This is a genomic window from Streptomyces sp. NRRL S-455, assembly GCF_000717875.1.
GTDB lineage: Bacteria > Actinomycetota > Actinomycetes > Streptomycetales > Streptomycetaceae > Streptomyces.
The window spans coordinates 1-422 of the sequence record NZ_JOCT01000079.1 but is presented as its reverse complement, the minus strand read 5'-3'; the positions used below and the strand labels follow the sequence as shown (position 1 = coordinate 422).

The window sequence follows — 422 nt, the reverse complement described above, 5'->3', positions numbered from 1 at the left end:
CGTCGTGGTCCTGCACGGCGGCGCCTGGCGGGCCCCGTACGACCGGCGCCATGTGTCGCCGTTCGCCGGCTTCCTGGCGCGGCGAGGGTTCGCGGTGGCGAGTGTGGAGTACCGGCGCGGCGGCGAGGAGCCGCGCCGGGACGGGGACGGGCCCGCCGCGGGACGCTGGCCCGACACCTTCGACGACGTGGCCGCCGCGAGGGACGCCCTGCCGGAACTGGCCGCACGCGAGCTGCCGCAGGCCGATCTCCGCAGGACCGTGGTCACCGGGCACTCGGCCGGTGGGCAGCTCGCGCTCTGGGCCGCCGCCCGGCACGTGCTCCCCCAGGGATCGCCGTGGCGGCTGCCCGCGCCGCCGCCGCTGCGCGGAGTCGTCGCGCTGGCGCCGATCGGCGACTTCGTGAGCGCTGCCGAGCTGGATG

General features: G+C 78.4%; 1 protein-coding gene. It reads left to right on the top strand.

What is annotated here, in order from left to right; all coding sequences use genetic code 11:
* The coding region (locus tag IE97_RS0137885; protein WP_030252268.1) for an alpha/beta hydrolase at nt 1–422 on the top strand (422 nt) is incomplete at both ends.